This is a genomic window from Cupriavidus gilardii (assembly GCF_013314895.1).
Lineage (GTDB): Bacteria > Pseudomonadota > Gammaproteobacteria > Burkholderiales > Burkholderiaceae > Cupriavidus > Cupriavidus gilardii_C.
Map to the genome: position 1 here is coordinate 125112 of NZ_JABTYE010000006.1, position 26155 is coordinate 151266.

At 65.8% G+C, this 26155-nt stretch carries 25 protein-coding genes; 1 reads left to right on the forward strand and 24 read right to left on the reverse strand.

What is annotated here, in order from left to right:
• Positions 1-352: 352 nt before the first annotated feature.
• From hemE to HTY53_RS08190, 18 genes are all read right to left on the reverse strand, one after another.
• The gene (hemE, locus tag HTY53_RS08105) at positions 353-1453 is read right to left on the reverse strand and encodes a uroporphyrinogen decarboxylase (RefSeq protein WP_174105988.1); all 1101 of its coding nucleotides are present in this window, start codon (positions 1451-1453) and stop codon (positions 353-355) included.
• 126 nt (positions 1454-1579) lie between these two features.
• Positions 1580-2542 carry an alpha/beta hydrolase gene (locus HTY53_RS08110; protein ID WP_174105989.1) on the reverse strand — a complete coding sequence of 321 codons (963 nt, stop codon included), beginning with the start codon at positions 2540-2542 and terminating at the stop codon, positions 1580-1582.
• A 76-nt stretch (positions 2543-2618) separates the two neighbouring features.
• Positions 2619-3044: a CoA-binding protein gene (locus tag HTY53_RS08115; RefSeq protein WP_174105990.1), complete on the reverse strand. Its 426-nt coding sequence runs from the start codon at positions 3042-3044 to the stop codon at positions 2619-2621.
• Between the two features lie 693 nt (positions 3045-3737).
• Entirely contained in the window at positions 3738-4154 is a 417-nt protein-coding gene (locus tag HTY53_RS08120) for a F0F1 ATP synthase subunit epsilon (protein ID WP_174105991.1), read from the reverse strand.
• Positions 4155-4241: 87 nt separating this feature from the next.
• A complete protein-coding gene (gene atpD / locus HTY53_RS08125; RefSeq protein WP_174105992.1) occupies positions 4242-5645 on the reverse strand; it encodes a F0F1 ATP synthase subunit beta in 1404 nt (467 codons plus the stop codon).
• Between the two features lie 45 nt (positions 5646-5690).
• Complete coding sequence (gene atpG / locus HTY53_RS08130) at positions 5691-6566, reverse strand: F0F1 ATP synthase subunit gamma (RefSeq protein ID WP_174105993.1); 876 nt, start codon at positions 6564-6566, stop codon at positions 5691-5693.
• Between the two features lie 82 nt (positions 6567-6648).
• Positions 6649-8190 (reverse strand): F0F1 ATP synthase subunit alpha, encoded by a 1542-nt coding sequence (gene atpA / locus HTY53_RS08135; protein ID WP_174105994.1) that lies wholly within the window; start codon positions 8188-8190, stop codon positions 6649-6651.
• A gap of 40 nt (positions 8191-8230) precedes the next feature.
• Positions 8231-8773: a F0F1 ATP synthase subunit delta gene (locus HTY53_RS08140; RefSeq protein WP_053822841.1), complete on the reverse strand. Its 543-nt coding sequence runs from the start codon at positions 8771-8773 to the stop codon at positions 8231-8233.
• Positions 8774-8775: 2 nt separating this feature from the next.
• Positions 8776-9246, reverse strand: a complete 471-nt coding sequence (locus tag HTY53_RS08145) for a F0F1 ATP synthase subunit B (protein WP_149317479.1) — start codon at positions 9244-9246, stop codon at positions 8776-8778.
• Between the two features lie 98 nt (positions 9247-9344).
• The gene (atpE, locus tag HTY53_RS08150) at positions 9345-9611 is read right to left on the reverse strand and encodes a F0F1 ATP synthase subunit C (RefSeq protein WP_006579745.1); all 267 of its coding nucleotides are present in this window, start codon (positions 9609-9611) and stop codon (positions 9345-9347) included.
• Between the two features lie 64 nt (positions 9612-9675).
• Positions 9676-10539: a F0F1 ATP synthase subunit A gene (gene atpB / locus HTY53_RS08155; RefSeq protein ID WP_174105995.1), complete on the reverse strand. Its 864-nt coding sequence runs from the start codon at positions 10537-10539 to the stop codon at positions 9676-9678.
• Positions 10540-10802: 263 nt separating this feature from the next.
• The gene (locus HTY53_RS08160; RefSeq protein ID WP_174105996.1) at positions 10803-11360 is read right to left on the reverse strand and encodes an ATP synthase subunit I; all 558 of its coding nucleotides are present in this window, start codon (positions 11358-11360) and stop codon (positions 10803-10805) included.
• Between the two features lie 291 nt (positions 11361-11651).
• Positions 11652-12554, reverse strand: coding sequence for a ParB/RepB/Spo0J family partition protein (locus HTY53_RS08165; RefSeq protein WP_174105997.1), 903 nt, complete (start codon positions 12552-12554; stop codon positions 11652-11654).
• Positions 12555-12588: 34 nt separating this feature from the next.
• Positions 12589-13371, reverse strand: a complete 783-nt coding sequence (locus HTY53_RS08170) for a ParA family protein (RefSeq protein WP_174105998.1) — start codon at positions 13369-13371, stop codon at positions 12589-12591.
• Positions 13372-13396: 25 nt separating this feature from the next.
• Positions 13397-14149 carry a 16S rRNA (guanine(527)-N(7))-methyltransferase RsmG gene (gene rsmG, locus HTY53_RS08175; RefSeq protein WP_174105999.1) on the reverse strand — a complete coding sequence of 251 codons (753 nt, stop codon included), beginning with the start codon at positions 14147-14149 and terminating at the stop codon, positions 13397-13399.
• A complete protein-coding gene (gene mnmG, locus HTY53_RS08180) occupies positions 14150-16093 on the reverse strand; it encodes a tRNA uridine-5-carboxymethylaminomethyl(34) synthesis enzyme MnmG (RefSeq protein WP_174106000.1) in 1944 nt (647 codons plus the stop codon).
• Between the two features lie 293 nt (positions 16094-16386).
• Complete coding sequence (locus HTY53_RS08185) at positions 16387-17241, reverse strand: N-formylglutamate amidohydrolase (protein WP_174106001.1); 855 nt, start codon at positions 17239-17241, stop codon at positions 16387-16389.
• Positions 17241-18245, reverse strand: a complete 1005-nt coding sequence (locus HTY53_RS08190; protein ID WP_174106002.1) for a tripartite tricarboxylate transporter substrate binding protein BugE — start codon at positions 18243-18245, stop codon at positions 17241-17243. The genes HTY53_RS08185 and HTY53_RS08190 overlap by 1 nt, the downstream gene beginning before the upstream one ends.
• Positions 18246-18449: 204 nt before the next feature.
• Here HTY53_RS08190 and HTY53_RS08195 point away from each other — a divergent pair, with 204 nt between their 5' ends.
• A complete protein-coding gene (locus HTY53_RS08195; RefSeq protein ID WP_174106003.1) occupies positions 18450-19394 on the forward strand; it encodes a LysR substrate-binding domain-containing protein in 945 nt (314 codons plus the stop codon).
• Between the two features lie 123 nt (positions 19395-19517).
• Here the strand turns inward: HTY53_RS08195 and HTY53_RS08200 are convergent, their stop codons facing one another.
• From HTY53_RS08200 to HTY53_RS08225, 6 genes are all read right to left on the reverse strand, one after another.
• Positions 19518-20261, reverse strand: coding sequence for an ABC transporter ATP-binding protein (locus HTY53_RS08200; protein WP_174106004.1), 744 nt, complete (start codon positions 20259-20261; stop codon positions 19518-19520).
• A gap of 17 nt (positions 20262-20278) precedes the next feature.
• Positions 20279-22159, reverse strand: a complete 1881-nt coding sequence (locus HTY53_RS08205) for a branched-chain amino acid ABC transporter ATP-binding protein/permease (protein ID WP_254599869.1) — start codon at positions 22157-22159, stop codon at positions 20279-20281.
• The gene (locus HTY53_RS08210; protein WP_174106005.1) at positions 22159-23211 is read right to left on the reverse strand and encodes a branched-chain amino acid ABC transporter permease; all 1053 of its coding nucleotides are present in this window, start codon (positions 23209-23211) and stop codon (positions 22159-22161) included. Before HTY53_RS08210 ends, HTY53_RS08205 begins: the two co-directional genes overlap by 1 nt.
• Positions 23212-23369: 158 nt before the next feature.
• Positions 23370-24518, reverse strand: a complete 1149-nt coding sequence (locus tag HTY53_RS08215) for an ABC transporter substrate-binding protein (protein WP_174106006.1) — start codon at positions 24516-24518, stop codon at positions 23370-23372.
• Positions 24519-24860: 342 nt separating this feature from the next.
• The gene (locus HTY53_RS08220; protein ID WP_174106007.1) at positions 24861-25619 is read right to left on the reverse strand and encodes a TSUP family transporter; all 759 of its coding nucleotides are present in this window, start codon (positions 25617-25619) and stop codon (positions 24861-24863) included.
• A 91-nt stretch (positions 25620-25710) separates the two neighbouring features.
• Positions 25711-26154: a hypothetical protein gene (locus HTY53_RS08225; protein WP_174106008.1), complete on the reverse strand. Its 444-nt coding sequence runs from the start codon at positions 26152-26154 to the stop codon at positions 25711-25713.
• Between the last annotated feature and the right edge of the window lies 1 nt (position 26155).

The following is a 26155-nucleotide window of genomic DNA, read 5'->3' on the forward strand; positions in this document are numbered from 1 at the left end:
AAAACTTCAAATGTGGGGCTAAGTCGATGATAGATGACCAGTTTTCCCATCTCTCCACATCACCTGTGGATAACTTTGTTGAAAACTTGGGCCAACTTGCCGTAAAGGCGCGCGAAACAAGGCTTTCGGGACCATGACCACGCTCGGAGGGCCGCTGTCAAGCCATTAAAAATCAATGACTTAGCAATATCCCCCGATTGTGTTAAGTGATAACCCGCTCGTGCACTGCGGAAAGCCCATTTGTGTGCATAAGTCAAGCCTTGACAGGCACCGATTCATCGCCGAAGCGCCATGATGGCGCCCGCCATGCGCACGATTCGGCAGCACACAGACGGCATCCGCGCGTCCGGAGTTACGCCTGGGCGCCGTCGCGCTGCCGCAGCGCCCGGCTATGCCGGTGCACTTCGTCGACCAGCACCGCCACGCTTTCGGGCGGCGTGAATTGCGAGATGCCATGTCCGAGGTTGAAGACATGGCCATCGCAGCCGCCGCCGGATGCGTAATCGTCGAGCACGCGGCGCGCCTGTTCGCGAATGCCGGCCTCGTCCGCGAACAGCACGGTCGGGTCCAGATTGCCTTGCAAGGCCACCCGGCCGCCGGTACGCCGGCGTGCCGCGGCCAGATTGACGGTCCAGTCCAGGCCGATGGCGTCGGCGCCGCTGTCGGCGAGTTGCTCCAGCCACAGGCCGCCGCCTTTGGTAAAGACGATCACCGGTACGCTCTCGCCCTGGTGCTCGCGCCGCAGACCGGCGATCACCTGGCGCATGTAGTCGAGCGAAAAGCGCTGATACATGCCGTCGGCCAGCGTGCCGCCCCAGGTATCGAACAGCATCACGGCCTGGGCGCCGGCTTCGATCTGCGCGTTCAGATAGGCGGACACGGCCCGCGCATTGATCTCCAGGATCCGATGCATCAGGTCCGGGCGGGCGTACATCATGCCCTTGACCAGCCGGAAGTCGTCGGAGCCGCCGCCTTCGACCATATAGCAGGCCAGCGTCCACGGGCTGCCGGAAAAGCCGATCAGCGGCACGCGTTGCCGGCCGTTCTGCACCAGCGCCCGGCGAATCCACGCAACCGCATCGAACACGTACTGCAGTTCGCCCATGTCCGGCACCGCCAGCCTGGCGACATCGGCCTCGGTGCGCAGCGGCCGCGCGAAGCGCGGGCCTTCGCCCTGGGCGAACGACAGGCCGAGGCCCATCGCGTCGGGTACGGTCAGGATGTCCGAGAACAGGATCGCGGCGTCGAGCGGAAAACGGTCGAGCGGCTGCAGCGTGACTTCGGTGGCAAACGCGGGATTCTTGGCCAGGCCCAGAAAGCTGCCGGCCCGTGCGCGCGAGGCGTTGTATTCGGGCAGATAGCGCCCGGCCTGGCGCATCAACCACAGCGGCGTGTATTCGGTCGGCTGGCGGCGCAGCGCGCGCAGGAAGATGTCGTTCTGCAGTGCGGTCATGGTGGTCCTCGTCAGCCCGCCATTCTACGGGATCGCCACACCGCCACCGCCAGTATTCCCGCAGGTATCGCCGCGTCTATTGCGTGGATACCGATCCAGTGATGCCGCGCGCTCTGCCGGCCGGCCTCATTCCTCGTCCAGCAGTTGCGCAAAGGCCTGGGCGCCGCGCCGCATCCATTCGCGCGCCCGCGGCGAGTCGCCCTGCAGGCGGGCGAAGCCGTGGGTCATGCCGCTCGCTTCGATGGTGATCACGGCGGCGCCTTCACGGACCAGATGATCGGCGTAGGCCAGGCCATCGTCGCGCAGCACGTCGTGGGCCGCGACCAGCACCACCGTTGCCGGCGGAACTGCTGCAGCCCGGCCGGGAATCGACGCCATCAGGTGCACGCGGGGATCGGCGAGCGCGGTGCCGTCGGCCAGCTGCGCTTCGCCGATGAACTGCGCCCAGTACCACGCCATTTCGTCCCGGGTCAGGCCGGGGCCGGCGGCAAAGGCGCGATAGCTCTCGCTGGCGAACCGCGGCGCGGTAACGGGATAGATCAGGAACTGTGCGCGCACCAGGCCCGGCCTGTCGGCATTGGCAAGCGCCGCCGCCTGCGCCGCAAGGTGGCCCCCAGCGCTGTCCCCGGCGACGGCGAGAAAGCCTGGGTCGACTCCGAGCTCGTGGCGCCGCTCCGCCAGCCATCGCACGGCATCGAGCGCATCGTCGCAGGGTGCCGGATACGGGTGTTCCGGCGCCAGTCGGTAGTCGACACTGACCACCGCGCAGCCGGTATCGAGCGCCAGAGCCGCAGCGACGCCGTGGTGGGTCTCGTGCGAGCCGACGACCCAGCCGCCGCCGTGGAAATAGACCAGCAGACGGGGCCTTGTCACCGCGCTTGGGCGGAACAGGCGTGAGTTCAGTATTCTGCCCGGCAGCGCGATCGGCAGTTCGGATACGGTGACGCCATCGGGGTCGGGGCGGCGCGACAGCGCCGCAACCTCGCGAAAGCGCGCGCGCCGGTCGGGCGCGTCGACGGGCGCGGGAGCGCCGGCATAGCGCTCGGCGAGTCCGCGATAGTAGGCAAGCAGGTCTGGGTCGATGGCCATGGCGCCGGGGATCGAAAACGTCGGAGGTGGAACGCGGATGGAAGGCGAAGGGGTGGAATGATACGCGGCGCGCCGCTCACCCGCGCATCGACTCGATCTTGCTGCAGCGGTCCTGCACGGCCATCAGCCCTGCGCTTTTCGCGCGTGCCAAAGCGTCGTCGTTGACGATGCCCAGCTGCAGCCAGACGCCGCGTGCGCCAATTGCGATCGCGTCGTCGACCACCGGCGGCACATCGGGAGCCTTGCGGAAGATGTCGACCCAGTCGATACGCGCGCCCTCCGCCGCGAGGGCCTGGGCCGCGTCGTGCAGCGAGGCGTGGCAACGCTCGCCAAGAATCGACTCGCCGGCATGATTCGGGTTGACGGGCACGATCCGATGACCGTGCCGCTGCAGGAAGGCGGCCACCTGGTGGCTGGCGCGCTCGGGCTTGTCGGACAGCCCGACCACGGCGACCGTGCGCAACTTCAACATGCCTTCGATATCGGCCTGCATGGTGTCCATCAGTGCTCCTCGGCGGCGGGCGGGACGCCCGTTGCGATGGAACACTGCCGGTGCACGCGCGCTGCGTCAACCCCGCCGGCTTGGCGCGGCCAGCAGTGACAAAACGGAAATAGTCATGCACCAGAACGATGCCAGCGTGCGGAACCTAACAGAGTGTGCCTATTTTTGTGGCTATTGCGGCCAATTTGCCGTCTTTTCGCTTTCAAGTACTTGCAAACCGATACACTTTGTTACTGCCATCAGGGGAAGTTTCCCCCACAATGCTTTGACACATTGTGAACTTTGTGACGGCGCCGCAAGCCAGAGAGCCGCAGGCGCCTTGAAGAAAGCCCAGCAGCTGAATGTATTACCGGTGTCCCGATAAACGGCGCGAATAGTTGTTGAAAACAGCGCCAGTTCGGATGCCGGTGCTGTGGCGAACGGTAGCGAAGCCTGCAGGACAGGCTGTCCACGCAACTGGACGCGCTACACGTCGCCCGACCGAACCCGTTCCTTCGAATTGACCCCTCGAAGGGATTTTCCCGTCCGCGCGGCGCCTCCCCGGCCCGCGCGCTTTTTTTTGTGTTTTTAGTTTTTTGTCAGTGTTTGTCTGACTTCAAACGAAAGCATAGCGCCCCACCACGAAAAAAGGCAGCCTCGCGGCTGCCTTTTTCCTTCGCGCTGACGAAAAAGCAACGCCTGGACCGGCCCTGCTTACTTCTTCCGGCGCAGACGCGCGATGGCCGCCAACTGGGCAGCGGCGACCGCCAGCTCGCTCTGCGCACGCGCCAGATCGAACTCGCTGCTCTGGTTCTGCAGCATCTCCTCGGCGGCGCGCTTCGCTTCCTGCGCCTTGGCCTCGTCGAGGTCGGTGCCACGGATCGCGGTGTCGGCCAGCACGGTGACGTGCTTGGGCTGGACTTCCAGAATGCCGCCGGCGACGAACACGAACTCTTCGCTGCCGTCTTCCTTCTCGATCCGCACTGCACCCGGATGGATGCGCGTGATCAGCGGGGTGTGCCCGGGCAGGATGCCCAGCTCACCCGACTCGCCCGGCAGCGCCACGAACTTCGCCTGGCCGGAGAAGATCGAGGCTTCCGCGCTGACGACGTCTACAAGAATGGTTGCCATGTGAATTCCTTTGTCCAGTCGCTTCGCTTGGAACGGCGGCGCGCCCACGCACGGTGACCGTGCCGGCGCGCCGTCGCGTGGCGAGGCTTACTGGAGCTTCTTGGCCTTCTCGAAGGCTTCGTCGATCGAGCCGACCATGTAGAACGCCTGCTCGGGCAGGTGATCGCACTCGCCGTCCACCAGCATCTTGAAGCCGCGGATGGTTTCCTTCAGCGGCACGTACTTGCCCGGCGAACCCGTGAACACTTCCGCGACGTGGAAGGGCTGCGACAGGAAACGCTGGATCTTCCGCGCACGGGCCACCGCCAGCTTGTCTTCCGGCGACAGTTCGTCCATGCCCAGAATCGCGATGATGTCGCGCAGTTCCTTGTAGCGCTGCAGCGTCTGCTGGACGCGGCGGGCCACTTCGTAGTGCTCGGTACCGACGATCTGCGGGTCCAGCTGACGCGAGGTCGAGTCGAGCGGGTCGACGGCGGGGTAGATACCCAGCGCGGCGATGTCACGCGACAGCACGACGGTCGAGTCCAGGTGCAGGAAGGTCGTGGCGGGCGACGGGTCGGTCAAGTCATCGGCAGGCACGTACACGGCCTGGATCGACGTGATCGAGCCGGTCTTGGTCGACGTGATGCGCTCCTGCAGCTTGCCCATTTCTTCAGCCAGCGTCGGCTGATAGCCCACGGCGGAAGGCATACGGCCCAGCAGTGCCGACACTTCGGTACCGGCCAGCGTGTAGCGGTAGATGTTGTCGACGAAGAACAGGATGTCGCGGCCTTCGTCGCGGAAGCGCTCGGCCATGGTCAGACCGGTCAGCGCCACGCGCAGACGGTTGCCCGGCGGCTCGTTCATCTGGCCGAACACCATGGCCACCTTGTCGAGCACGTTCGAGTCCTTCATTTCGTGGTAGAAGTCGTTCCCTTCACGGGTACGCTCGCCCACGCCGGCGAACACCGACAAGCCGCTGTGCTGCTTGGCGATGTTGTTGATCAGCTCCATCATGTTGACGGTCTTGCCGACGCCGGCGCCGCCGAACAGGCCGACCTTACCGCCCTTGGCGAACGGGCAGACCAGGTCGATCACCTTGATGCCGGTTTCGAGCAGGTCCACCGAAGGCGACAGCTCGTCGAACTTCGGCGCCTTCTGGTGAATCGCGCGCAGTTCGTCCGCGGCGACCGGGCCGGCTTCGTCGATGGGACGACCCAGCACGTCCATGATGCGGCCCAGCGTACCGTGACCGACCGGCACCGAAATCGGCGCGCCGGTGTTCTTCACGGCCATGCCGCGGCGCAGGCCGTCGGACGAGCCCAGCGCGATGGTACGGACCACGCCGTCACCGAGCTGCTGCTGCACTTCGAAGGTCAGGCCCTTCTCGGCGAACGACGCTTCGTTGCTTTCTTCCAGCACCAGCGCGTCGTACACCTTCGGCAGCGCGTCGCGGGGGAACTCGATGTCCACCACGGCGCCAATACACTGCACAATATTTCCGATACTCATTTCGTATCTCCGATAGCTTGAATTCTTGACGCCCAGTCTCGTCAGTTACACGGCTGCCGCACCGCTGACGATTTCCGACAATTCCTTGGTGATCGCTGCCTGGCGGGTCTTGTTGTAGTCCAGCTGCAGTTCTGCAATCACGTTCTTGGCGTTGTCGGACGCCGCCTTCATGGCCACCATGCGCGCCGACTGCTCGGACGCCATGTTCTCGGCCACGGCTTGGTACACCAGCGCTTCGACGTAGCGGACCAGCAGGTCTTCCACCACCGTCTGGGCGTCGGGCTCGTAGATGTAATCCCACGAGTAAGCGCGCTTTTCCTCTTCGGTCTGCGCCATCCGCTCGGCGGACAGCGGCAGCAGCTGCTCGACCATCGGCTCCTGCTTCATGGTGTTGACGAACTTCGTGTACGCCAGGTACACGGCGTCCACCTCACCATTGGTGAAGGCGTCGAGCTGGACCTTGATCGCGCCGATCAGCTTTTCCAGATGCGGCGTATCGCCCAGATGCACCACGTGCGAGACCACCTTGGCGCCAACGCGGCCCAGGAACTGCATGCCCTTGGTGCCGATCGCGGTGCTTTGCACCTGCACACCGCGGTTCTGCCAGTCGCGCAGTTCGTTGGTGACGGCGCGCAGCACGTTGGTGTTCAGGCCGCCGCACAGCCCCTTGTCGGTCGTCACCACGATCAAGCCGGCGCGCTTGACGTCGCGCGCCTGCAGGAACGGATGCTTGAACTCCGGGTTGGCCGTGGCCAGGTGCGCGGCAATGTTGCGCACCTTCTCGGCGTACGGGCGGGCAGCCCGCATCCGCTCCTGCGCCTTGCGCATCTTGGATGCGGCGACCATTTCCATCGCCTTGGTGATCTTGCGCGTGTTCTGCACGCTCTTGATCTTGGTTCGAATCTCTTTCGTTCCGGCCATATCTTCCTCTCCAGTCGTGCCGCGCCCCCGGCTGCCGCCCTTTCAGGGGGACGCCGGTTGCGCGGTCCGTGGAATCACGCGGTTAGAACGCGGCGGACTTCTTGAAATCCTCGATCGCGGCACGCAGGGCAGCTTCGTCGTCCTTCGACAGATCCTTGGTGTCTTCGATACGGTTGACGAGATCGGCGTACTTGGTCTTCAGGTGGTCGTGCAGGCCCTTTTCGAACGGCAGGATGTCCTTCACTTCCACGTTGTCGAGGAAGCCATTGTTCGCAGCGTACAGCGACGCGGCCAGCTGCCACACCTGCAGCGGCTGGTACTGCGGCTGCTTGAGCAGTTCCATCACGCGGCGGCCGCGCTCGAGCTGCTTGCGGGTGGCGTCGTCCAGGTCCGAGGCGAACTGCGCGAACGCAGCCAGTTCACGGTACTGGGCCAGGTCGGTACGGATACCGCCGGACAGCTTCTTGATGATCTTGGTCTGGGCAGCACCACCGACGCGCGACACCGAGATACCGGCGTTGATCGCGGGACGGATACCGGCGTTGAACAGGTCGGTTTCCAGGAAGATCTGGCCGTCGGTAATCGAGATCACGTTGGTCGGCACGAACGCGGACACGTCGCCGGCCTGCGTTTCGATCACGGGCAGCGCGGTCAGCGAACCGGTCTTGCCCTTGACTTCGCCATTGGTGAACTTCTCGACGTAGTCGGCGTTGACGCGCGCGGCGCGCTCGAGCAGACGCGAGTGCAGGTAGAACACGTCGCCCGGGTAGGCTTCGCGGCCCGGCGGGCGGCGCAGCAGCAGCGACACCTGGCGATAGGCCCAGGCCTGCTTGGTCAGGTCGTCATAGACGATCAGCGCGTCTTCGCCGCGGTCGCGGAAGTACTCGCCCATCGTGCAGCCGGCGTAGGCAGCCAGGTACTGCATGGCGGCCGAGTCCGAAGCGGCGGCGGCCACCACGACGGTGTATTCCATCGCGCCGGTCTCTTCCAGCTTGCGCACCACGTTGGCGATCGTCGAAGCCTTCTGGCCGATTGCCACGTAGACGCAGAAGACGCCCTTGCCCTTCTGGTTGATGATCGCGTCGACGGCGACGGCGGTCTTGCCGGTCTGGCGGTCGCCGATGATCAGCTCGCGCTGGCCGCGGCCGATCGGCACCATCGCGTCGATCGACTTCAGGCCGGTCTGCACCGGCTGGCTCACCGACTGGCGCGCGATCACGCCCGGGGCGACCTTCTCGATCACGTCGGTCAGCTTGGCGTTGATCGGACCCTTGCCGTCGATCGGCTGGCCCAGCGTGTTGACCACGCGGCCGAGCAGTTCCTTGCCGACCGGCACTTCCAGAATGCGGCCGGTGCACTTGACCTGGTCGCCTTCCGAGATGTGTTCGTAGTCGCCGAGCACCACGGCGCCGACGGAGTCGCGCTCGAGGTTCAGCGCCAGGCCGAAGGTGTTGCCGGGGAATTCCAGCATCTCGCCCTGCATCACGCCGGACAGGCCGTGCACGCGGCAGATGCCATCGGTCACGGAAATCACCGTGCCGGTATTGCGCACTTCAGCTTCGGCGCCAAGGCCCGAGATGCGGGACTTGATCAGCTCGCTGATTTCTGAGGGGTTCAGTTGCATCACAATGCTCCTAATTCTTCAATCCGTCGGCTGCCCGCCATCAGGCGGTCAGCGCGGCTTGCATGGCGGCCAGGCGCGCGCGCACCGAGGTATCCAGCACTTCGTCGCCCACCTTGACGCGAACGCCGCCGATCAGCGAGGGGTCGACCGTCACGGTCGGCACCAGCTTGCGCCCGAACTTGCGTTCGAGCGAGGCAACCAGATCGGTCAGCGGCGCGCCGTCGAGCGGAAACGCGCTGGTGATTTCGACGTCGGCCGAACCTTCTTGGGCGTTCTTCAGCGCATGGAACTGCTCGGCAATCTCCGGCAGCACGGTCAGGCGGTCGTTGTCCACCAGCAACTGCACGAAGCGGCGCGCCTCGTCGTTGACCGGAGACTTCAGCACCGACAGGAACAGTTCGGCCAGCTTGTCGCCGGGAACGTTCGGATCGTCGGCCAGCGCCTTGATCTCCGGGGTGGCCGCGACCTGCCCCATTTCCGAAACCAGCTCGGACCATGCACCCAGATTGCCGGCGTTGGCCTCGCTGGCGACGCGGAACAGCGCCTCGGCGTAGGGACGGGCAATGGTTGCGGTTTCTGCCATGATTAGAGCTCGGCCTTCAGTTGGTTGAGCAGGTCGGCGTGGACCTGCGCATTCACTTCACGCTTGAGGATCTGCTCTGCACCCTTGACGGCCAGCACGGCGACCTGGTCGCGCAGCTGCTCGCGCGCCTTGGTGACCTGCTGTTCGGCATCGGCCTTCGCTTGCGCGATGATGCGTGCGGCTTCGGCCTGGGCGTTGCGCTTGATCTCTTCGGCGACCATCTGGGCGCGCTTCTCGGCGTCGGCGACGCGTTGCGCACCTTCGGCGCGGGCTTCGGCCAGGGCCACGTCCACGCGCTTGTTGGCCAGCTCGAGTTCGGCCTTGCCCTTTTCGGCAGCCGCGAGACCGTCGGCGATTTTCTTTGCGCGTTCGTCGAGCGCCTTCACCAGCGGCGGCCAAATGAATTTGGCGACAACCCACCACAGGATGAAGAACACGACCATCTGCGCAAAAAACGTTGCGTTCAGATTCATGGTGTGTTCCTTTCGGTAATCAAACTACAGATAAATGCGCAAAGGCGGCCAGGCTAGTGGCCTGCGCCGCCCGTCAGCATCATGCAGACCGAAAAGATTTACTGAATGACGGCCAGCAGCGGGTTGGCGAACGCGAACAGCATGGCCACGCCCACACCGATCAGGAATGCCGCGTCGATCAGGCCAGCCAGCAGGAACATCTTGGTCTGCAGCGGGTTCATCAGTTCAGGCTGACGCGCGCAGGCTTCGATGTACTTGCCACCCATCAGAGCGATACCCAGGCAGGCACCGATCGCGCCCAGGCCGATGATGATGCCGATACCGATGGCGGTCAGACCCTGGATGTTGGCGAGAAATTCTTGCATGACGACTCCTTTAATTTGAGAAGAGACTTAGAACCAAAAAAACCAAAAACCAAAAAACCGGAAATCAGTGCTTGTCGTGTGCCTGGCCGAGATACACCAGCGTCAGCATCATGAAGATGAAGGCCTGCAGCAGCACGATCAGGATGTGGAAGATCGCCCAAACCGCGCCGGCAATCACGTGGCCGACGAAGCCCAGGGCCGACAGGTCGGCGCCGAAGGTCCACATCGAGCCCAGCAGGGCGATCAGCAGGAACACGAGCTCGCCGGCGTACATATTGCCGAACAGTCGCATGCCGAGCGACACAGCCTTGGCCAGGAATTCGATGATGTTCAGCACCAGGTTGAACGGGGCCAGGTACCACTTGCCGCCGAACGGGGCCGACAGCAGTTCGTGCACGAAGCCGCCCGCGCCCTTGATCTTGAAGCTGTAGTAGATCATCAGGATCAGCACGGCGAACGACATGCCCAGCGTGCCGTTCAGATCGGCGGTGGCCACGGCCTTGTGGTGCGGCAGGTGGAAGCCGAACACGCCCAGCAGGTGGTTCAGGCCGTGAACCCAGTCAACCGGGATCAAGTCGATCGCGTTCATCATGGTGATCCAGCAGAACACCATCAGCGCCAGCGGCGCGATCCACGAACGGTCGCCGTGGATGATGCCCTTGGCCTGGTCGTCGACCATCTCGACGATCATCTCGACGAAGGCCTGGAAGCGGCCCGGCACGCCGGCGGTGACGCGACGCGCGGCCAGGTACAGGAACAGCACGGCGATCGCGCCGCATAGGACCGACCAGATCACGGTGTCGTAATTGATCACGCTGAAGTCGACCACGGAGGCCTGCTTGCCGCCGATCGAATTCAGGTTCTGCAAATGTTCGGCGATATAGCCGGATGGGGTGAGCGCGTTTTCAGCGCCTTGAGCAGTTGCCATGTCGAATCGAACCGTATATTGCGAAACCTGGTTGACCGGCATTCGCCATCGCGAACGCTCGGTATGCTTCTTGCACCGCCTTCGGCTCGTCGGCCGGTCACCGCAATGCAAGACGCTTCGTAACTTCCCGGCGCCGCACCCGATTCGAAATCGGCGCGGCATCCCAATCTTGTTTTCTCGAAACCGGCCCTCAATTGCCCTGAATCAGAACAACGCGGCACCGGTTCGGGGCATGGCGTTCCGCAATTCGACGAATCGAGAATCTATCGAATCGCCAGCGCCACCCAGTACGTCTTCAACGCAAGCAGGAACGTGACCAGCATCGGCACCCAACGCAACTCGCGGTACAGCACCACCACCAGCACGAACAGCGCGACGGTGGCCATCACCTTGATCGCCTCGCCGACCACCAGCCCGCCGATCGATGCGCGATCCCGCGCCAGCCAAAGCCGGAAGGCGAAGAACGCGCTCGGCACGCAGCACACCGCGCCGCCGAACAGCGCCGACCACCCGTACGGTCCCGCCTCGGGCCCGAACAGCGCCCAGCCGATCGCCGACAACAGCGTGACCGCGACTTGCGCCAGCACCACCTTGCCCGGCGTCATCCGCGAGGGCCGCAGCGCGCGTTCGCCGAACAGCGACACCGCATCGTCGTGCGTCAGCGGCTCGATCGGCGCGGCCTGTTCGTCGTCAAACGCGTCGTCGCGCCAGTCGTCCCGGTCCCAGTCGTCGCGGCGACGCTGGTCGCCCTGACGCTCGGATGTCCGCTCGGTACGGTCGGTATTCGATCCCGCGCGAGGCGGCTTTGGGTCTGTCGCCACTACAACTTGTCGGTCTGCCTGCTTGCAGTTCTGACCCGGAACTTTTCGTCCTGGGCCAGTATTCAAACCGCACGATTTTACGGGGAATGCGGATAACGAGTCAATCTGCTTACAGTTGCCTTGCAAGGCAAAACACCACAACTCTTGCTATCTCGCTTCGATCATGCTTGCGCTGATATTGCGCGGCAATGACCTGACACGTAATCGGATTGCGTAGCAAAAAAATGGCGCCTGGGGAAGAACCCGGCGCCATTTGCGCATTTCGAATGGGCGATCATCGCCCAGCCGCGATCATGCGACCTGCCGCCCCGCGGCTGGATCGCGCAACCGGGCCAGCACGCCGTCGAGCGCATCGTTGCTGGAAAACTGGATGGTCAGCTGACCCTTGCCGCGCGCGCCGAGCTTGATCTGCACCGGCATGCCGAGCGCGTCGGACAGCTCCTCCTCCAGCCGGGCCACATCGCGCGCGCCGGGACCGGTCTTCTGCTTCAGCGATTTCAGATCGAAGGGCTTCAGTGTCGAGGCCACCAGCTTCTCGGTCTCGCGCACCGACAGCCGCTTGTTGACGATCTGGTTGGCCAGCGTGATTTGATGGGCGCCGTCGACCGCCAGCAGCGCGCGTGCATGCCCCATGTCGAGATCGCCCGCCATCAGCATCGTTTGCACCGGCTGGGCCAGATTGAGCAGACGCAGCAGATTCGACACCGCGCTGCGCGAGCGGCCGACCGACTCGGCGGCCTGCTCGTGGGTGAATTTGAATTCGCGGATCAGGCGCATGATGCCCTGCGCCTCTTCCAGCGGGTTCAGGTCCTCGCGCTGGATGTTCTCGATCAGCGCCATCGCCGCCGCGGCCTCGTCGGCCACGTCCTTGATCAGCACCGGCACCTTGTCCAGTCCCGCCAGCCTGGAGGCGCGGAAACGGCGCTCGCCGGCGATGATCTCGTAGCGGTCCGGCTCGGCCACGCGCCGCACCAGGATCGGCTGCATCAGGCCCTGCGCGCGAATGCTGGCCGCCAACTCCTGCAGCGCGCCTTCGTCCATCCGCGTGCGCGGCTGGTACTTGCCCGGCTGCAGCTGGTCGACGCGCAGCACGGTGGGCGCGCCGTCCTGACGCGCCGCCTCGACGATCTCCGCCGGGCCGCCCAGCAGGGCTTCCAGCCCACGGCCCAGGCCCTTCTTCTTCGCGGTACTCATGGTGGTGGCTCCTTGCTTGCTGCCGTACGCCGCCTCAGGCGATCTGGCCCAGTTGCTTGACGCGCGCGATCATCTCGGCGCCGAAATCGAGATAGGCCTTGGCGCCCTTCGACGCCGGGTCGAAGACCACGCCCGGCATGCCGTACGACGGCGCCTCCGCCAGCCGCACATTGCGCGGGATCATCGTCTTGAATACCTTGTCGCCGAAATGCGCCTCGAGCTGGGCCGATACCTGTTGCTGCAGCGTCACGCGTGGATCGAACATCACACGCAGCAAGCCGATGACCTTGAGGTCCTTGTTCAGGTTGGCGTGCACCTGCTTGATCGTATTGACCAGATCGGACAGCCCTTCCAGCGCGAAGTATTCGCACTGCATCGGCACGATCACGCCATGCGCGGCGCACAGGCCGTTCAGCGTCAGCAGCGACAGCGACGGCGGGCAGTCGATCAGCACGAAATCGTACTCGCCCTCGACCTCCGCCAGCGCCTGGCGCAGCCGGCGCTCGCGGTGCTCGAGCTCGACCAGTTCGACCTCGGCACCGGCCAGTTCGCGGTTGGCCGGCAGCACGTCGTACTTGCCCGACTCCGAGCGCTGGCGCGCCTGCGGGATCGTGGCGAAGCCGACCAGCACCTGATAGACACTGTGCTGCAGCCCCTGCTTGTCGATGCCCGAACCCATCGACGCATTGCCTTGCGGATCGAGATCGACCAGCAGCACACGCTGCCCTTGCGCGGCAAGGCCAGCGGCGAGGTTCACCGTGGTGGTGGTCTTGCCCACCCCGCCCTTCTGGTTTGCGATCACGAATACCTTTGCCATGGGTTCTGCAGCTCCTCGCTTGTATTCAGTCGGCGCGCGCATTGCCGCGCTCGCCACGGCGCGACAGCACCACCAGGTGGCGCTGCGCATCCAGTTCGGGCACCGCCAGCTGCGGTACCGCTTCGACCTGCCAGGCCGACATCAGTCCGGCCTGCTCCATCCGCTCCAGTTCGGCGTGCGGATAGACCCCTTTCATTGCGATCATGCGGCCGCCCGGCGCCAGCAGGTGGCCGGCCAGCGTGACGAAGTCGGTCAGCTCGGCGAAGGCCCGCGATGTGATCACGGCGAAGCCGTCGGCATCGTCGAGCTTCTCCACCGGCCCCCAGTGCGCCGCCGCATTGCCCAGCCGCAGTTGCGCGCGGCACTGGGTCAGGAAGGCGGTCTTCTTCTGCACGATGTCGACCATCAGTACCGACACGTCGGGGCAGGCGATCGCCAGCGGAAGCCCGGGCATGCCGCCGCCGGACCCGACATCGAGTACCCTGCCCCGCGCGGCCGGCACGACCTCAGGCCGCATGGCCGCTTCCGCCAGCGCCGGCACGGCGGCCAGCGAGTCCAGCAGATGATGCGTCAGCATCTCGTCGGGGTGACGGATCGCGGTCAGGTTATAGGTGGCGTTCCATTTGCGCAGCAGCGCCAGATAGGCGAGAAGCGTCTCGATGCGGCCGTCGTCGAGCGGCAGGCCGATCGCGGCCAGTCCCGCCTCGAGGCGGCGGCGCTGCACGGCCTCGTCGAGCGCGCCGTGGCGCCGCGCCTGGGATACGTGCGGACCGCTCACTCAGGCCGCCTCACGACCCGAGCCGGCCGTCTTGCCGCGGCCCATGCCCTTCTTCTTCAGGTGAACCAGCAGCAGCGAGATGGCGGCCGGCGTGACGCCCGAGATACGCGAGGCCTGACCCAGCGTCTGCGGACGGTGCTGGTTCAGCTTCTGGCTGACCTCGAAGCCGAGACCGCGCACTTCGGTGTAGTCGAAATCGTCCGGCAGACGGGTCGATTCGTTGGCCTCCAGCTTGTCGACCTCGGCGGCCTGGCGGGCGATATAGCCGTGATATTTGATACCGATCTCGATTTGCTCACGGATTTGCTCGGCCTGCAGCGGATCGTCGCTCAGCGGCGCGGCAGCGGCGTGGCGGCCGCCCTGCAGCGTCATCAGCGCGTCGTAGCTGACGCCCGGGCGACGCAGCAGGTCCGCCAGGCTGTACTCGCGCTCGATCGCCTTGCCCAGCAGCGGCACTGCGTCCTCGGCGGGCAGGCTGGCCGGATTGACCCAGGTGCTCTTCAGTCGCTCTGTTTCACGTGAAACGGCGTCGCGCTTGCGGTTGAAGGCATCCCAACGTGCGTCGTCTACCACGCCCAGCTCACGACCGATCTCGGTCAGCCGCATGTCGGCATTGTCCTCTCGCAGGCTCAGGCGGAATTCGGCGCGGCTGGTGAACATCCGGTACGGCTCGGTCACGCCGCGCGTGATCAGGTCGTCCACCAGCACGCCCAGGTAAGCCTGATCGCGGCGCGGCGCCCACGCCTCACGCTCCTGCGCGTAGCGGCCGGCGTTGATGCCCGCCAGCAGACCCTGCGCAGCGGCCTCTTCGTAGCCCGTCGTGCCGTTGATCTGGCCGGCAAAGAACAGACCGCCGATGGCCTTGCTCTCCAGCGACGCCTTCAGTACGCGCGGATCGAAGTAGTCGTACTCGATCGCATAGCCCGGGCGCAGGATATGGGCGTTCTCGAGCCCGCGGATCGAGTGCACCAGCTCCAGCTGCACGTCGAACGGCAGGCTGGTCGAGATGCCATTGGGATAGAACTCGTTGGTCGTCAGCCCTTCCGGCTCCAGGAAGATCTGGTGGCTCTCCTTGCTGGCAAAGCGATGGATCTTGTCCTCGATGCTGGGGCAGTAGCGCGGCCCTACCCCTTCAATCACGCCGGTGTACATCGGCGAGCGGTCCAGCCCGCCGCGGATGATGTCGTGGGTACGGGCGTTGGTGTGGGTAATCCAGCACGGCAGCTGTTGCGGATGCTGCTCGGGACGACCCAGGAACGAGAACACCGGCACCGGATCGAGATCGCCGGGCTGCTCTTCCATCGCCGAGAAATCGATGGTGCGGCCGTCGATGCGTGGCGGCGTGCCGGTCTTCAGGCGCCCCTGCGGCAGCTTCAGCTCCTTGAGCCGGGCCGACAGGGTGACCGCCGCCGGGTCGCCGGCGCGGCCCCCGGTGTAGTTGTCCAGTCCGACGTGGATCTTGCCGTCCAGAAAAGTCCCGGCGGTCAGTACCACCGCGCGCGCGCGGAAGCGGATGCCGACCTGCGTCACGGCGCCGACCACGCGGTCGCCCTCGACCATCAGATCGTCGACGGCCTGCTGGAACAGCATCAGGTTGGGCTGGTTCTCGAGCCGCGTGCGGATCGCCTTGCGGTACAGCACGCGGTCTGCCTGGGCGCGGGTGGCACGCACAGCAGGACCCTTGCTGGAGTTCAGGATACGGAATTGAATGCCGGCCTCGTCGGTGGCAGCGGCCATGGCGCCGCCGAGCGCGTCGACTTCCTTGACCAGATGCCCCTTGCCGATGCCGCCGATGGACGGATTGCAGCTCATCTGCCCGAGCGTCTCGATGCTATGGGTCAGCAGCAGCGTCTGGCAGCCCATGCGGGCCGCGGCCAAGGCGGCTTCGGTGCCGGCATGGCCACCGCCGACGACAATGACATCGAATTCTTTCGGGTAAAGCATGGGGGCACCTCCTCCGGGAGGCTGGAGAGGGAAAAAACGGGATGCCGAATTATACCGGCATTCATTGGGGCATTCCGGACACACTCCTGTTCCACGTGAAACATTGTGCTTCGTCAGGGCATGTTTCACGTGGAACAGGGCGGACGATACCCGCTCCTGACTTGTTCCACGTGAAACATTCGAACCGAACCGCCGCCCCGTGTGTTCCACGTGAAACAAAAAAGGCCGGGCCACTGGCCCAGCCTTTCCATATGATGAGACTCCCCGGCCCCGTTACTCAGGGCCCCAAGGAATCACCGCTGCTGCCGCAAGTAGTCCGCCACCCGCTCCAGCAGCAGCCCCATATCCCGCTGCACCGTGCCGAAGTTGGCATTGCGCTCGCGGGTCCGCTCATCCATATACAGCGGGCGACGGATCTCGATCTGCAGGCTGTGCCGGCGCTCCGCCGGCCGGCCGATCTGGGCGATCAGCTGCACACCCTTGTACGGATCGTTGCGCGCCACCGTGTAGCCCATGTCCCGCAGACCCAACTCGATCAGCCCGACGAACTCGGGATCGCAGGTTGTGCCGTCGCGGTCGCCCAGCACAAAGTCGGCCAGCGGGTGTGGACTGACCTTCTTCAGGCGCTCGTAGGCATTGTTCGGCATCGAGTGCAGATTCAGATGCCAGACCGCGCCGAAGCGGCGATAGGTCGCGTCCACCGCTTCTGCCAGCGCCGCATGGTACGGACGGTAGTAGTGCTCGATCCGGTTGCGCACCTCGGCCACGCTGAGCTTGCGGTCATAGATCGGGGTCGCGGCATCGATATTGCGCCACACCAGGCCAAAACCCAGCCGGGTCTTCTCGCCTGGCGCGAGCGGCTCCGGCCACGGCGCGTCCAGCAGTGCCGGGTCGAGGTCGTCCGGCATCCGGTTCGGATCGATATAGACGCGCGGAAAGTTTGCCGCGATCAGGGTGCCGCCGACCGCCGGCACCGCCTCCCACAGCGCGTCCACGTGGGTGTCCTCGCCTTCGCGCAGCCGCGCCAGCGGCGCTGCTGCGCCGAAGTCATCGGGATAGCGTGTGCCGCTGTGGGGCGAATCGCAGACCAGCGGCAGCGCTTCGCCCTCGGGCAGCCGGCGGACGATCGGTTCGAACGCCGCCGCCATCAGTTCAGCTCGATCTTCGCGGTCTTGGCCACGCGCGCATAGCGGGCCATCGCCTGCTCGATCTGCGCCTTGAACTGCTCCGGCGTGGTCGGCACCAGCGTGCCGCCGGATTCCTCGACCTTGCGCTTGAAGTCCGGGTTCTGCATGGCCTTGTGGATGGCGGCGTTCAGCTTGGCGACCACCGGCGCCGGCGTGCCGGCGGGCGCGACGATGCCGAACCAGCCGCCCTCGCCCATGTCCTTGAAGCCCAGTTCGGCATAGGTCGGCACGTCGGGCAGTTGCGCCGAGCGGCTGGCGCCCAGCACGGCCAACGCACGCAGTCGGCCGCCCTTGACGTGCGGCAGCGTCGACGACAGGTTGTCGGTGATCGCGTTGACCTGCCCCGCTACCGCGTCGTTCAGTGCCAGACCGGCGCCCTTGTACGGCACATGCAGCAGATCGATACCGGACAGCATCATGAAGTTCTCGATATTCACATGGCCGAGCGAGCCGGCGCCCGGCGAGGCAAAGCTGTACTTGCCCGGATTCGCCTTGGCCAGCGCGATGAATTCCTTCATGTTCTTTGCCGGCACGCTGGGATGCACTGCGAACACGCTGGGGATCGCAACAACGTTGGTCACCGGCACGAAATCCTTGATCGGGTCATAGCTGAGCTTCGGATAGACGGCCGGGTTCGAGCCATGCGTGCTGACCGTCGCCATGCCGATGGTGTAGCCGTCCGGCGCTGAACGGGCCACTTCCCCCATGCCCAGCGAGCCGCCCGCCCCACCCTTGTTCTCCACGACGATGGACTGACCCAGCTCGCGGCCGGCGTATTCCGCAACCAGGCGCGCCGACAGATCGGTGGAGCCGCCGGCAGCGAACGGCACGATCAGACGGATCGGGCGGCTGGGATAGTTGGACGGCGCGGCGCTTGCCGTGGCGGGCAGCAGCACGGCAGCGCCGATGGCGGCGGTCACGGAGGACAGCACAAAGCGACGACGCGTGGTATCGGCTCGATTCATGGCGATTTTCTCCTTGGAATTGCCTTGTGTTTGTTTTGGCAGAGGTGCCGGCTGAGGCCCACAGACGGCCTCGCGACGCGTCAAGTGTCGGGCAGTTTACCGAGCGTGCACAAACGACTATATTGCACGCTTCCATTACCAAAGCTCATCCTCGGTGCGTGCAGAAGGTCACAGCGCCCAAGCGCCCGAGGGGTGAAGGTCAGCATGCGCCTGCGATCCCCGTCGATGTCCGAATTGCACGCCTTTGCTACCGCGGCACGGTTGGGCAGCTTCACACGCGCAGCCGAGGAGCTGTGCGTCACACAAGGGGCGATCAGTCGGGCGATCGCCCGGCTGGAGGCGCATTTCGGCCAGCCGCTGGTCCAGCGCAACGCGCATCGGCTGGTGCTGACCGCAGCAGGCCGCAACTTCCTGCAGGCGGTGGCCGAGCCGCTGGCGGCGATCGAATCGGCCAGCGCGGCGCTGCTTGCCGGCGACCGCCAGCATCATCTGACGCTGTCCGCCCTGCCCACACTCGCCAGCGTCTGGCTGGTGCCACGGTTGCCGGACTTCCACCGGCGCCATCCCGACATCCGTCTCGACTTCGTGCCCTACCGGCGCGACGAGGATTTCTCGGGCCCGGCGCCGGACGCGGCGCTGCTGGCCGGCACCGCCAACAGCTGGCCCAATCTGCAGGTCGACTATGTGATCGGCAGCGAGATGGTGCCGGTGTGCCACCCGGAGCGCGCGCGGCTGCGTCACGAGGCCGGCCGCTGGCTGACGCCGGCCGACCTGCTGCAGGAGCCGCTGCTCTTTCACACCGGCGCGCCCGCGAACTGGCAGCACTGGTTCCATGCGGCTGGCGTACCCAACGCTGCGCCCACGCTGACCACAGGATTCGACCAGGTCTCGATCCTGGTGCAGGCGGTCAAGGCGGATATCGGCATCGCGGTACTGCAGCGCTGCCTGGTGCGTGACGAGATCGCAGCCGGCCGGGTGGTGGCGCCGTTCGACCTGCCGATCCGGCTGACGCGCGGCTATTTTTTGTGCGCACCCCGGGAGCGGCGCGACCACCCTGCCCTGAACCGCTTCCGCGAATGGCTGCTGGAAACGGCGGCACAGGATCCCGACGTCGTGCGAATCCGGCACAACGATTCACCGGATAAATGACGCATTCAAATATCAACGGCCAACCATCAATAGCGATAATTTAATTCACCGACGCATCGCGCCCTTGAATGACAACGGCGCGCCGAAGCGCGCCGTTATTCATCGCACAAATGGAGGCGCCGATCAGGCCGCCTTCTTCGCCAACCCTAGATAGGTCTCGATGACACGCGGATCGGCGGCCAACTCGTCGGCAGGCCCGGCCATCGCAATCTCTCCCGTCTCGATCACATAGCCGTAGTCGGCCACCTGCAACGCCGCGCGCGCGTTCTGCTCGATCAGCAGCGTCGCCACGCCCGTGCGGCGCAGGTCGTTGATGATGTGAAAGATCTCCTTGACGATCAGCGGCGCGAGGCCAAGGCTGGGCTCGTCCAGCATCAGCAGCTCGGGCTTGGCCATCAGCGCGCGGCCGACCGCCAGCATCTGGCGCTCGCCGCCGGACAGCGTGCCGGCGTCCTGGCGCGCGCGCTCGCGCAGCCGCGGGAACAGCTGGTAGACCACGTCCATCTGGTCCAGGAAGTTCTTCTCGCCGGCGCGCTTGCGGCGGAAGGCGCCGAGACGCAGATTGTCCTCGACGCTCATCGAGCCGAACAGCTCGCGCTTTTCCGGCACCAGGCACATGCCGCGCGCGACCCGGCCCTCGACCGGAATGCCCGCCATGTCGTGGCCCAGATAGGAGACCGTGCCCGTGGACGAGCCGGTCGGCGGCAGCGCCCCCATGATCGCGTTCAGCATGGTGGACTTGCCGGCGCCATTGGGGCCGATCACCGTGACGATCTTGCCCGCCTCGACCGACAGGCTGGCGCCGTGCACCGCCTCGACCTTGCCATAGCGGACATGCAGGTCCTTCACTTCCAGAATCACGCTCACCGATCGCTCCCCGATTCTTATTCCACGCCGCCCAGATAGGCCTCGAGCACCGCGGGGTTCTTCTGCACGTCCTCCGGCACGCCCTCGGCGATGCGCGTGCCGAATTCCATCACCACCAGCCGGTCGGTCAGATTCATCACGAAGTCCATGTCGTGTTCGACCAGCAGCACGCTCATGCCCTCGCCCTTGAGCTTGCGCAGCAGTTCGGCCAGCGCCTGCTTTTCCTTGTATCGCAGGCCCGCGGCCGGCTCATCCAGCAGCAGCAGCGCGGGATCGCAGCACAACGCGCGAGCGATCTCGAGAATGCGTTGCTGGCCGAGTGCCAGGCTGCCCGCTTCCATGTACATGCAGTCGGCCAGGCCCACGCGCTCGAGCTGGCGCCTGGCCTCGAACAACAGCTTGGCCTCCTCGCCGCGGTTCATCCGCAGGATCGCCGCCGATACGCCGCCCTGGGGCCGGTAGTCGCCGCGCAGATGCGCGCCGATCGCGACGTTCTCCAGCACCGTCATGGTCGGCAGCAGATGCACGTGCTGGAAGGTGCGGCCGATGCCGCGCTTGACGATCTCGCGCGACGGCAGATTGGTGATCGCCTCGCCGCGATAGAGGACCTCGCCGCGGGTCACCGGCAGCACGCCGGTGACCAGGTTGAAGGTGGTCGACTTGCCCGCGCCGTTGGGCCCGATCAGGCCGACGATCTCGCCGGCGCGCACCTGGAAGCTGACGTCATTGACCGCCACCAGCCCGCCGAACTCCTTGCGCGCGGCGCGCACGTCGAGGATCAACTCGCCGGTCTGCGGTTTCTGCCGCACCGGCAGCGCGGCGGCCTGCTCCGGCGCACGTACCGGCGGCCCGCTGGGCCACGCCTTGCGCAGGAAGGGCCACAGTCCGTCGCGCGCGTACTGCAGCAGCAATACCAGCAGCACGCCGAACACGATGATCTCGAAGTTGCCGTTGGCGCCGAGCAGCTTGGGGAGCACGCCCTGCAGCATGTCCTTCAGGATGGTCAGGATGCCGGCGCCGAGCACTGCGCCCCAGACGTGACCGACGCCGCCGACCACCGCCATGAACAGATATTCGATGCCGTAGTTCAGGCCGAACGGCGTCGGGTTCACCGCGCGCTGCAGATGCGCGTACAGAAAGCCCGAGATGCAGGCCAGCACCGCGGCGACGACGAACACCACCACCTTCATCCACGCGGTATTGACGCCCATCGCCTCGGCCATCACGCCGCCGCCCTTGAGCGCACGAATGGCGCGGCCGGGACGCGAATCGAGCAGGTTCTGCATCGCCAGCACCGCGAGCAGCACCACCACCCAGATCAGATAGAACATCGAGCGGCCGGACTGCAGCTCGAAGCCCAGCAGCGACAGCACCGGGATGCCGTTCAGACCGTCGTATTTGCCGAGGAATTCCAGATTGCCGAACAGGAAGAACAGCGACAGTCCCCATGCGATCGTTGCCAGCGGCAGGTAATGCCCGGACATTCGCATCGTGATCAGCCCGATCACATAGGCCGACGCCATCGTGATCACCAGGCCGACCAGCAGGCCGAACCACGGCGACAGCCCGTATTGCGTGGTCAGGTAGGCGGTGCTGTAGGCGCCGAGCCCGACGAAGGCCGCCTGCCCGAACGAGGTCATGCCGCCGACGCCGGTCAGCAGCACCAGGCCGATCGCGACGATGCTGTACAGGCCGATGTAGTTGCCGAGCGTGATCCAGAACTCCGGCGTCGGCAGCACCGGCAGCAGCGCCAGGATCGCCGCGAACGCGATCAGCAGCAGCCGGTTGCGCAGGTTGGCGCTGCCGGAGGCCGGAGCCGCCGCCGGGATGGGCTGCGTTGCCGCCGCCGTGTCGGACGCCTGCTGCGTCCCTGTTGTGCGTGTGGCTTGCCGTTGCATCATTCCTCGTCTTCCACATGTTTGCTGGTCAGCGAGCGCCACAGCAGCACCGGAATGATCAGCGTGAACACGATGACCTCCTTGAACGCACTGGCCCAGAAGGACGAATAGGATTCGAGCAGGCCCACCAGCAGCGCGCCGGCGGCCGCCACCGGATAGCTGACCAGCCCGCCGACGATCGCGCCGACGAAGCCCTTCAGGCCGATCAGGAAGCCGGACTCGTAATAGACGGTGGTCAGCGGGGCGATCAGGATGCCGCACAGCGCGCCCATCGCGGCGGCCAGCGTGAACGACAGCCGGCCCGCCTGCGTGGTGCCGATGCCGACCAGGCGCGCGCCCAGCCGGTTGACCGCGGTCGCGCGCAGCGCCTTGCCGGTCAGCGTGCGGTCGAAATAGAAGTACAGCGCGGCGATCAGCAGCGCGGAGACGCCGATCACCCACAGGCTCTGGCCCGATACCGACAGCGCGCCGACGTCGAAGCGCGCGTCGGAGAATGCGGTGGTGCGCGAACCTTCGGCGCCGAACATCACCAGCCCCAGGCCGACCAGCGCGAAGTGCACGCCGACCGAGACGATCAGCAGCACCAGCGTGCTCGCCTCGGCCAGCGGCTGGTAGGCGATGCGATACAGCATCGGGCCCATCGGCACCACGATCAGCAGCGTCAGCGCGATCTGCGCCAGCATCGGCAGCGGCTGCGCGCCGTAGGCCTGCGTCAGCCAGTGCACCGCGAACGGAAAGACCAGGTACTTGCCGGCCAGCACCGCCAGCCGGCGGCCGGCGCTGCGGCGCAGTTCGGCGCTGCGCAGCACGGTGGCGCCCTCGTAGACGAAGGTCAGCACGCCCATCGCCACCAGCAGCCACGAGGTCTGCGGTGCATGGCCGGCCTGCATCACCGCCAGCGTCAGCGCGCCGTAGGCGACGAACTCCCCTTGCGGGATGAAGATGACGCGGGTCACCGAAAACACCAGCACCAGGGCCAGCGCCAACAGCGCGTAGATCGCGCCGGAGGTGATGCCGTCCTGAGCCAGGATGGCCGCAATCGAGAGGTCCATGATCTCCTCGAGGAGTTGCCGCGATGCAGCGAATTACGAAATAGTAAAGGTCTTACGCTACGAGGAAATCCGCGCGAACCCTAGCGCCGGGCCTTAAAACAAAAAAGGCGCATGGTGCGTCCATGCGCCCTGCCGCGCGGCGAGTCTGCGCAGCGTGCCTACTTCTGCAGCTTCCACTTGCCGTCGACGATCTGCACCATCACGCGCGAGCGCTGGTCCAGGCCCAGATGGTCGGTCGGGCTCATCGTCATGATGCCGTGCGAGACCGGCAGCTCCTTCGTCTGCTCCAGCGCATCGCGCAGCGCCTTGCGGAATTCCGGCGTGCCCGGCTGCGCCTTCTTCAGCGCGACGGGAATCGCGCGCTCGAGCAGCAGGCCGGCGTCCCAGGCGTGACCGCCGAAGGTCGAGACCTGGCCGCCGAAGGCCTTCTCGTAGGCGGTCTTGTAGGTCAGTGCCGGCTTCTTGACCGGATTGCTGTCGGGCAACTGCTCGGCGACCAGCAGCGGACCGGCCGGCAGCAGCGTGCCTTCGCAATCCTTGCCGCAGACGCGCAGGAAGTCGGGGTTGGCGACGCCGTGCGTCTGGTAGATCTTGCCCTTGTAGCCGCGCTCCTTCAGCGCCTTGGCCGGCAGCGCGGCCGGCGTGCCCGAGCCGGCGATCAGCACCGCATCGGCGTTGGCCGCCATGATCTTCAGGATCTGGCCGGTGACCGAGGTGTCGGTGCGGGCGAAGCGCTCGTTGGCCACCACCTTGATCTTGCGGATGTCCGCGACCTTGGCGAACTCCTGCGACCAGCTTTCGCCGTAGGCATCCGCGAAGCCGATGAACGCCACCGTCTTCACGTTGTTGTTGCTCATGTGCTCGGAGATCGCGGTCGCCATGTGCGAGTCGTTCTGCGGGGTCTTGAAGACCCAGGCGCGCTTGGCGTCCATCGGTTCGATGATGCGCGCCGACGCCGCCATCGTGATCATCGGCGTGCCGCTCTCGGCGACCACGTCGACCATCGCCAGCGAGTTCGGCGTCACGGTCGAGCCGACCACGGCGTCGACCTTGTCCTCGCTGATCAGCTTGCGGGTGTTCTTGACGGCGGTGGTGCTGTCCGAGGCATCGTCGAGCACGATGTATTCGACCTTCTTGCCGGCGATCTCCTTGGGCAGCAGCGTGAAGGTGTTCTTCTCGGGGATGCCCAGCGAAGCGGCGGGACCCGTCGCCGATACCGTGACCCCGACCTTGATCTGGGCCTGGGCAGCGCCGGCGCACAGACAGGCGGCGGCGATGGCCAGCATGCTGGCGCGCTTGAAATTCATCGTGTCTCCTTCTTCTCTCAAACCGGCATGCATCGAACCGGCTTGCCACCGATCCGCGCCTGGCTTGTTGTTCCGACGGATCGTGCCGCGCTGCCTGCGCGGCTCTCCCCCGTCGTGCCCGATCCCGTCCGCGCGTGCCTTCCTTGTTGAAAGGTCGCGGCCGCTCCTCCGCGGTAGCAATGCGATTGCGACGAGGTGGGCCGACGCCGGATTTCATTCGCCGACCGAGCGGTCGGGAATTCGCACCGAGTCTAACACAGCGCCCCTTGCCGCCAAGGCAGGATTAACCCGCATCGCCAGCAGCGGCGCGCCTTTCCGAGACGCGCCGCGCGTGCGCAGCGGTCAGCCGACGAAGGCGTCCCAGGCCGTTTTCAGGATCAGCGCGGTCACCACCAGCAGGAAGACCTTGCGCACGAAACCGCTGCCGTGCTTCAGCGCAAGCCGACTGCCAAGCTGGCTGCCGATGACGTTGCCCACCGCCATCACCAGGCCCAGTTCCCACCAGACATGGCCCTTGAAACCGAGCAGCATCAGCGCGGCGACATTGGTGGCCAGATTGACCAGCTTGGTCGACGCGGCCGCGTGCAGGAAGTCGTAGCCGAACAGCCGCACGAACATGATCATCAGGAAGCTGCCGGTGCCCGGTCCGAAGATCCCGTCGTAGAAGCCGATCGCCGCGCCGCCCAGCAGCGCGACCCAGCGCTCGCGCGCGCCCGACAGCGTCGGCGCATGTTCGGCACCGAGATCCTTCCTGGCCAGCGTATAGATCAGCAGGATCGCCAGCACGAAGGGCAGCAGCTTGCGCAGGGGCTCGGCCGGGACCAGCGTCAGCGTGTAGGCACCGGCCATCGAGCAGAGGAAGGCCGCCGCCACGGCGGGCCCGGTGGCACCCCAGTAGATCCGCACGCTGCGCGCGTAGCGCACCGCGGCGTTGAAGGTGCCGGCCATCGAGGCGACCTTGGTGGTACCGATCAGCGTCGCAGGCGCATGGTTCGGGTACGCGCTGAAGATGGCGGGAATCTGGATCAGGCCGCCGCCGCCGGCGACCGCGTCGATCAGACCGGCCAGCAAGGCGGCGGCAAAGAGGAAAGCGAACTCCATTCGAACATCCGGGAAAACGGGCACGGGAAGCCGCTGCCGGCACGGCCAACCGGGCCGGTGGCGGACAGGACGGGGCGAGGACTCCTGGGAATCAGGCGAGCTGCTTGACGGCCGGGGCCAGGTCGCGATGCCACAGCCCGCACGGCAGCCGGCTCAGGCCGCTGTCCGGCTCGCCGGCGCCAGGCAGCCCCGGCGCCCACAGCAGATGGCGCACGCCATGCGCCCGGCACCAATCGGCGAGCCAGTCGCGGCAAGAAGCGAGGATTGCACCACTTTCGTGCGTTCCGGGCAAGCACCAGGCTTCGCCGACCATCGCGGCCAGCCCGCCCAGATCGAGGCGCGCCATCAGCTGGACCGGGGCGCAGCCGACCAGCGTGCCCTGTTGCTGCGCCAGCAGGCACAGTCCGAGTTCGGGACGCTGCAGCAGCCGTTCGAGCATCGCGGCGCGGCCGCGCTGCAGCAGCAGCGGCGCCGGCGCGCACGCCTGCAGCCAGTCCGCCAGCATCGGCTGGTCGACCGGAAAAGCCTGTCGCATC